Source organism: Streptomyces purpurogeneiscleroticus, assembly GCF_020024005.1.
Lineage (GTDB): Bacteria > Actinomycetota > Actinomycetes > Streptomycetales > Streptomycetaceae > Streptomyces > Streptomyces purpurogeneiscleroticus.
Map to the genome: position 1 here is coordinate 26,794 of NZ_NHSG01000307.1, position 6,417 is coordinate 33,210.

General features: G+C 72.9%; 6 protein-coding genes. 1 reads left to right on the forward strand and 5 read right to left on the reverse strand.

What is annotated here, in order from left to right; genetic code table 11:
• Nucleotide 1 precedes the first annotated feature (1 nt).
• The 5 genes from CCS38_RS19860 to CCS38_RS19880 form a co-directional block, all read right to left on the reverse strand.
• On the reverse strand, nucleotides 2-1,426 hold the full coding sequence (locus CCS38_RS19860) for a HAMP domain-containing sensor histidine kinase (protein WP_223734650.1): 1,425 nt from the start codon (nucleotides 1,424-1,426) through the stop codon (nucleotides 2-4).
• 59 nt (nucleotides 1,427-1,485) lie between these two features.
• On the reverse strand, nucleotides 1,486-2,220 hold the full coding sequence (locus CCS38_RS19865) for a response regulator transcription factor (protein WP_223734644.1): 735 nt from the start codon (nucleotides 2,218-2,220) through the stop codon (nucleotides 1,486-1,488).
• Between the two features lie 73 nt (nucleotides 2,221-2,293).
• Nucleotides 2,294-3,307, reverse strand: a complete 1,014-nt coding sequence (locus tag CCS38_RS19870; RefSeq protein ID WP_223734645.1) for a S1C family serine protease — start codon at nucleotides 3,305-3,307, stop codon at nucleotides 2,294-2,296.
• Between the two features lie 100 nt (nucleotides 3,308-3,407).
• Nucleotides 3,408-4,433: a LacI family DNA-binding transcriptional regulator gene (locus CCS38_RS19875; protein WP_223734646.1), complete on the reverse strand. Its 1,026-nt coding sequence runs from the start codon at nucleotides 4,431-4,433 to the stop codon at nucleotides 3,408-3,410.
• Nucleotides 4,434-4,457: 24 nt separating this feature from the next.
• Nucleotides 4,458-5,270 (reverse strand): winged helix-turn-helix transcriptional regulator, encoded by an 813-nt coding sequence (locus CCS38_RS19880; protein ID WP_223734647.1) that lies wholly within the window; start codon nucleotides 5,268-5,270, stop codon nucleotides 4,458-4,460.
• Nucleotides 5,271-5,566: 296 nt separating this feature from the next.
• On the opposite strand from CCS38_RS19880, the gene CCS38_RS19885 reads away from it, so the two are divergent.
• Complete coding sequence (locus CCS38_RS19885) at nucleotides 5,567-6,409, forward strand: alpha/beta hydrolase (protein ID WP_223734648.1); 843 nt, start codon at nucleotides 5,567-5,569, stop codon at nucleotides 6,407-6,409.
• Nucleotides 6,410-6,417: the final 8 nt, after the last annotated feature.

The window sequence follows — 6,417 nt, forward strand, 5'->3', positions numbered from 1 at the left end:
CTCACCCCGCTGCGGGCGGCCCCTCCGGCTCCGCTGCGGACGGCTCGCCGGGCGGCTCCTCCGGCGGCGGCACCGGCGCGCCCGGCAGGTGCAGCTCCGCCAGCGTGCCGCCGCCCGGCGCGGGCCGCAGCCGGATGGCGCCGCCCGCCTGCTGCGCCGTGCGGGCCACGATCGACAGGCCGAGGCCGCTGCCGGGCAGGCTGCGCGCCGAGGGCGAGCGCCAGAACCGCTCGAAGACGTGCGGGAGTTCGTCCTCGGGGATGCCCGGGCCGTGGTCCCGCACGGTCAGCAGGCCGTCCTTCAGGCGGACCTCGACCGTGGCGCCGGGCGGGCTGAACTTCACCGCGTTGTCCAGCAGGTTGACCACCGCGCGCTCCAGCGCGGCGGGCTCGGCCCGTACGTACCAGGAATCCAGCGCGGCGTCGAGGGTGAGGGACGGGCCGCGCAGCCGGGCCCGCTCCAGTGCGGTGCCCGTGATGTCGTGCAGCGCGACGACCTTCAGCGCAGGATGGCCGCCGGGCCCCTGCTCCGGCGTCCTGGACAGCTCCTGGAGGTCGCCGATCAGCGCCGCCAGCTCGCCCATCTGGGCCTTTACCGAGTCCAGGAGGGCGAGCTTGTCGGCGGGCGGGATGGCCCGGCCGGTGCGCTCGCTGCGCTCCAGCAGGTCGATGTTGGTACGGAGGGACGTCAGCGGGGTGCGCAGCTCGTGGCCCGCGTCCGCGATGAGCTGCTGCTGGAGGTCGCGGGAGGCGGCGAGCGCGGCGGTCATGGAGTTGAAGGACCGGGAGAGCCGGGCGATCTCGTCCTCGCCCTCGGTGGGGATACGGACCGCGAGGTCTTCCGTACGGGCGACGTGTTCGACGGCCGCGGTGAGCCGGTCGACGGGTTTCAGGCCCGCCCTGGCCACCCACAGGCCGGTGGTCGCGGCGCCCAGCACGCCGACCCCGGCGACGATCAGCAGGACCAGCGCGAGCTGGTTGAGCGGCTCGGTGACCTGCTCCATGGGCGCGGCGACGGACACCGCGACCTGGTTGCCGAGCGCGTCGGTGGCCGGCCCGTGGTACGGCACGGTCGAGACCCGCATCTCCGCGCCGTCGGCGGCCCGCGCGGTGTGCACGGTGCCTCCGGAGCGGCCCTGCGCGACGGCGACGTCCGCGCGCTCGGCGGGGATCTGCGACTTCTCCGGCGAGGTGCAGACGCTGCCGTCCACGGACACCAGCTGGATCGTGTACGGGGTGGGCTGGAAGCGGATGCCCTCGGGCGCGGTGCCGTTGCACTCGGCGCTCAGCGCCCGGACGTACGCCGCGTCCACGCTGACGTTGCCCAGGGTGGCGTCGAGCTGCTCGGTGAGCCGGTCGCGGGTGATCAGCCAGCAGGCGGCGGCGGACGCGGCGACGGCGAGCGCGACGGCGAGCGCGGTGAGCATCGCCAGCCGGGAGCGGAGCGGCAGCCGGCGGTAGCGCTGGGCCGCCTCCTCGCGCAGGTTCACTCGGCACCGCCGGACCGCAGGACGTACCCGACGCCGCGCACGGTGTGCACCAGCCGCGGTTCGCCGCCCGCCTCGGTCTTGCGCCGCAGGTACATGACGTACACGTCCAGGGAGTTGGAGGAGGGCTCGAAATCGAAGCCCCAGACGGCCTTGAGGATCTGCTCGCGGGTGAGGACCTGGCGCGGGTGGGCCAGGAACATCTCCAGCAGGGTGAATTCGGTGCGGGTCAGCTCCACGGGCCGGTCGCCGCGGGTGACTTCCCGGGTGGCGAGGTTCATGCGCAGGTCCGCGAAGGTGAGCGTGTCGCCCTCGTCGGGCGCGGCACCGGCCGCGGCCGCGTACGAACTGCGCCGCAGCAGCGCGCGGATGCGGGCCAGCAGCTCGTCCAGCTCGAAGGGCTTGACCAGGTAGTCGTCGGCGCCCGCGTCCAGGCCGGTGACCCGGTCGCCGACCGTGTCGCGCGCGGTGAGCATCAGGATCGGCACGGTCAGGCCGCTCGCGCGCAGCCTGCGGGCCGCGGTCAGGCCGTCCATGCGGGGCATCAGCACGTCCAGCACGATCAGTTCGGGCCGGTACGCGGCCACCTTCTCGACCGCGTCCAGGCCGTCGACGGCCTCTTCGGTGGCGTAGCCCTCGAAGGCGAGCGAGCGCCGGAGCGCCTCGCGGACGGCCGGCTCGTCGTCGACGATCAGGATGCGGGCGGGCGTCTCGCCCTGCTCGGCGGCGCTCATGGGTGTCGGGTCCTCGGTGTGTACGGGAAGCGGACGGTTGCTTGCCCAGCTTCTCAGGTGCGGGCCGCGCTCCTCAGTTGCCGCTGCCGCCGGCACGGAGGGTGTCCAGGTCCGCCTTGACGGTGTTGATGGGGATGGCGAATCCCAGACCAACACTGCCGGCGCTGCTGCTGGTGGCGTCGCTCGGCGAGTACATCGCGGAGTTGATGCCGATGATCCGGCCCTGCATGTCGATCAGGGCGCCGCCGGAGTTGCCGGGGTTGAGCGAGGCGTCGGTCTGGATGGCCTTGTACGAGGTGGTCGAGGAGCCGGTGTCGCCGTTGTACTGGTTGCCGCCGAACTCGAACGGCCACGGCAGGTCGCCCTGCCCCTGCTGCTGTTGCTGCTGCTGTCCCTGGTCCTCCTTGGGCACGGTCACCTCGCGGCCCAGCGCGGAGACGATGCCGCTGGTCACCGAGCCGGTCAGGCCCTCGGGGGAGCCGATCGCGACGACCTGGTCGCCGACGGCGAGCTTGCTGGAGTCGCCGAGGGTGGCGTGCGTGAGGTTCTTGGCACCCTTCACCTTGATCAGGGCCAGGTCCTTGCCGGGATCGGTGCCGACGACCTCGGCGGTCCTGGTGGAGCCGTCGCTGAAGGACACCGAGACGGTGCCGGCGCCGGAGACCACGTGGTTGTTGGTGATGATCTCGCCGTCGCCGGTGATGACCACGCCGGAGCCGGTGGACTCGCCCTGGGTGGTGCGGGCCTTGATCTCGACTATGGCGGGGCCGACCGCCTTGGCCACCGAGGAGACCCCGTTGCCGGTGGTGGCGCCCGCGTTGACCACGGCGGTGCTCTGACCGCTGCTGCCGCCCTGCGTGGCGCTCGCGATGAGCGCGGCGCTGCCGCCGCCGATCAGGCCGGAGGCCAGCGCGACCGCGGCGATCAGCGCGACGGGGCGGCGCATCCGGCGGCGCGGAGCGCCTTCAGCGGGCGGAGCCGGCGGAGCGTACGGGGGCGGCGGCGGGTAGGCACCCGGCGCGCCGAAAGATACGTACGGGGTGGTCTGCGGGGAATCATCGCCGCTGCGGCGGTAGCTCTCGGTCATGTCTATGACTCTGCGAGCCGTGCATGAGAACCGGCTGAGAACGCCCTGAGAGGTCCGGCAGAAGTGGGTATGCCCGGTATAAAGACGCGCGCTCGGGCGGTCAGCCGCCGCAGCCGCAGGACCGGCGGATCACCAGCCGGGACGGGTACTGCCGCAGCCGCTCCCGGCGCGATCCCGCCACCCGCAGCCCGTCGTCCAGCACGAGGTCCACGGCTGTACGGGCCATCGCCTCCCGGTCCGAGCCGATCGTGGTGAGCGGCGGGTCGGTCAGCGCCGCTTCCTTCACGTCGTCGAAGCCCGCCACCGCCAGCTCGCCGGGCACGTCGATGCGCAGCTCGCGGGCCGCGCGCAGCACCGCGATGGCCTGGTCGTCGGTGGCGCACATGATCGCCGGCGGCCGGTCCGGGCTCTCCAGGAGCTTCAGCGCGAGCGGGTACGCCTCGTAACGGTTGTACGGAGCCTGGAAGTACCGGCCCTCGGTGGAGCAGCCGGCCTCCTGCATGGCCCGCTGCCAGCCCTTGACGTGGTCGGTGACCGGGTCGCCGGACTTGGGTGTCTCCTCCAGGCCGCCGAAGAACGCGACGTACGGGTGGCCGTGTTCGAGGAGGTGGCGGGTGGCGAGCTGGGCGCCGCCGACGTCGTCCGCCATGACGGCGACGTCGTCGATGGCGTCCGGGCGGCGGTGCAGCAGCACCACGCGGGCGTCCCAGGTGTCGATCTCGGCGGCGGCGTGCTCGCTGGGGCCCTGGCTGATCAGGATGAGGCCGGCGACCCGCATGCCGAGGAAGGCGCGGAGGTAGTGCACCTCGCGCTCGTCCTCGTAGTTGGCGTTGCCGACCAGCACCATCTTTCCGCGCTCGGAGGCGGCACGCTCCACGGCGTGCGCCATCTCCGCGAAGAACGGCTGCCGGGTGTCGGGAACGATCAGTCCTATGAGATCGGTCCTCCGCGAGGCCATGGCCTGCGCAACCCGGTCCGGCCGGTACCCCAGCTCCTTGATCGCGGCGAGCACCCGCTCGCGCGTGGCCGGGGCGACCGGCCTCGGTCCGTTGTTGATGACGTAACTCACCACGGCGGTGGACGTCCCCGCCAGCCTCGCCACATCATCCCGCGTCACCTTGGCCACGCGCGGCAGTCTACGCGGGTCGTCCTACCGCTCGGCAGGGCGTGCGCCGCTGGTCGCCGCGCCCCGGTCCGCGGTGTGCTCGCGGGCCTCGGCGGCGGCGCGCTGCGCCTTGCGCTCGGCCTCCTTGGCGGCCTTCTCCTTGGCCTCTTCGGCGGCCCGCTCGACCTTGTCCGGTACGACGAAGCGGTAGCCGACGTTGCGCACCGTGCCGATCAGGGACTCGTGCTCGGGGCCGAGCTTGGCCCGCAGCCGCCGTACGTGGACATCGACCGTCCGCGTACCGCCGAAGTAGTCGTAGCCCCAGACCTCCTGGAGCAGCTGCGCGCGGGTGAAGACCCGGCCCGGGTGCTGCGCGAGGTACTTCAGGAGCTCGAACTCCTTGAAGGTGAGGTCCAGGACGCGGCCCTTGAGCTTGGCGCTGTAGGTCGCCTCGTCCACCGACAGGTCACCGTTGCGGATCTCCATCGGGCTGTCGTCCGTGGAGATCTGCTGGCGGCCCATGGCGAGCCGCAGCCGCGCCTCGACCTCGGCCGGGCCGGCGGTGTCGAGCAGGACGTCGTCGATGCCCCAGTCGGCGGTGACGGCGGCGAGGCCGCCCTCGGTCACGACCAGGACGAGCGGACAGCCGGGGCCGGTGGAGCGCAGCAGCTGGCAGAGCGACCGGACCTGGGGGAGGTCGCGACGGCCGTCGATGAGGATGATGTCGGCGCCGGGGGTGTCCACCAGGGCCGGGCCTTCGGCCGGCGCGACGCGCACGCTGTGCAGCAGGAGGCCGAGCGCGGGCAGCACTTCCGTCGAGGGCTGGAGGGCGTTCGTCAGGAGCAGCAGCGAACTCATCGCTCCTCACCGCCCCGGGTCGTCCGTCGTTCCCTGACCGTTCGGTGTTCCTGCACGCTTCGCTCGCCCATCGGTTCCTCCTCGGTCCCTGCCTGCGAGGACTTTTGCGGCACTGCTTCGTATGGTCACGGGCCCCGCGCCCTTGCGGGACTCGCGTGCCTCCGGAACGTGAGCACCGCAGTACGCTCCGCGCCCTGGAGCACACCCGCGCTCATCCGCGCACTGCGCGTCTGAAAGCACAAAAGGACCCGGGGGCTACGCTGCCCGGATCCTTCCTGCCCGACAGAATAGCCCACATGACTTCCCGAGCGGCGGCCGACTTTGCGCGATCTTGTGTTCCTTCGATCACTTCGAGTGGCCGGCGCGTGTCGTTGTTGACCGAGGACGGGGTCCGCATCGAGGCCGAGTACTCGCCCGCGGCGGACGCTCCGGACGCCGCTCCGGAGGGCCTCGTCGTGGTCCTCGCGCACGGCTTCACCGGCTCGCTGGACCGCCCCGCGCTGCGCCGCGCTGCCGCCGCCTTCGCGCAGTACACGCCCGTGATCACGTTCTCCTTCCGGGGGCACGGACGGTCCGGCGGGCGCTCCACGGTGGGCGACCGGGAGGTGCTGGACCTGGCGGCCGCGGTGCGCTGGGCACGCACCCTGGGCCACACCCGGGTGGCCACGGTCGGCTTCTCCATGGGCGGCTCGGTGGTCGTCCGGCACGCCGCCGAGTACCGCGCCGCGCACAAGGGGCGCACAGGAGCGCACACCGACATGGTGGTGGCGGTGAGCGCCCCTGCTCGCTGGTATTACCGGGGCACCGCGGCGATGCGGCGGCTGCACTGGGTGGTGGAGCGGCCGCTGGGCCGTCTGGTGGGACGGCTGGGGCTGCGTACCCGTATCCACGGCATCGCCTGGGACCCGGTCCCGCTCTCCCCCACGGAAGCCGCCCCGCTGATCGCCCCGGTCCCCCTCCTGATCGTGCACGGCGACCGGGACGCGTACTTCCCGCTCGACCATCCGCGTGCACTGGCCGCCGCGGCCGCACCCGGCTCCACGGACCTGTGGATCGAGCGCGGCTACGGCCACGCGGAGAACGCGGCGGCCCCGGAACTGCTGGAGCGCATCGCGGGGTGGATCACGCAGCGGAGCTAGGCGGACCG

Coding starts and splice junctions, on each gene's coding strand:
- CCS38_RS19865 (WP_223734644.1), bottom strand. CDS start 2,220: ATGAGCGCCGCCGAGCAGGGCGAGACGCCCGCCCGCATCCTGATCGTC.
- CCS38_RS19885 (WP_223734648.1), top strand. CDS start 5,567: ATGACTTCCCGAGCGGCGGCCGACTTTGCGCGATCTTGTGTTCCTTCG.
- CCS38_RS19880 (WP_223734647.1), bottom strand. CDS start 5,270: ATGAGTTCGCTGCTGCTCCTGACGAACGCCCTCCAGCCCTCGACGGAA.
- CCS38_RS19860 (WP_223734650.1), bottom strand. CDS start 1,426: ATGCTCACCGCGCTCGCCGTCGCGCTCGCCGTCGCCGCGTCCGCCGCC.
- CCS38_RS19870 (WP_223734645.1), bottom strand. CDS start 3,307: ATGACCGAGAGCTACCGCCGCAGCGGCGATGATTCCCCGCAGACCACC.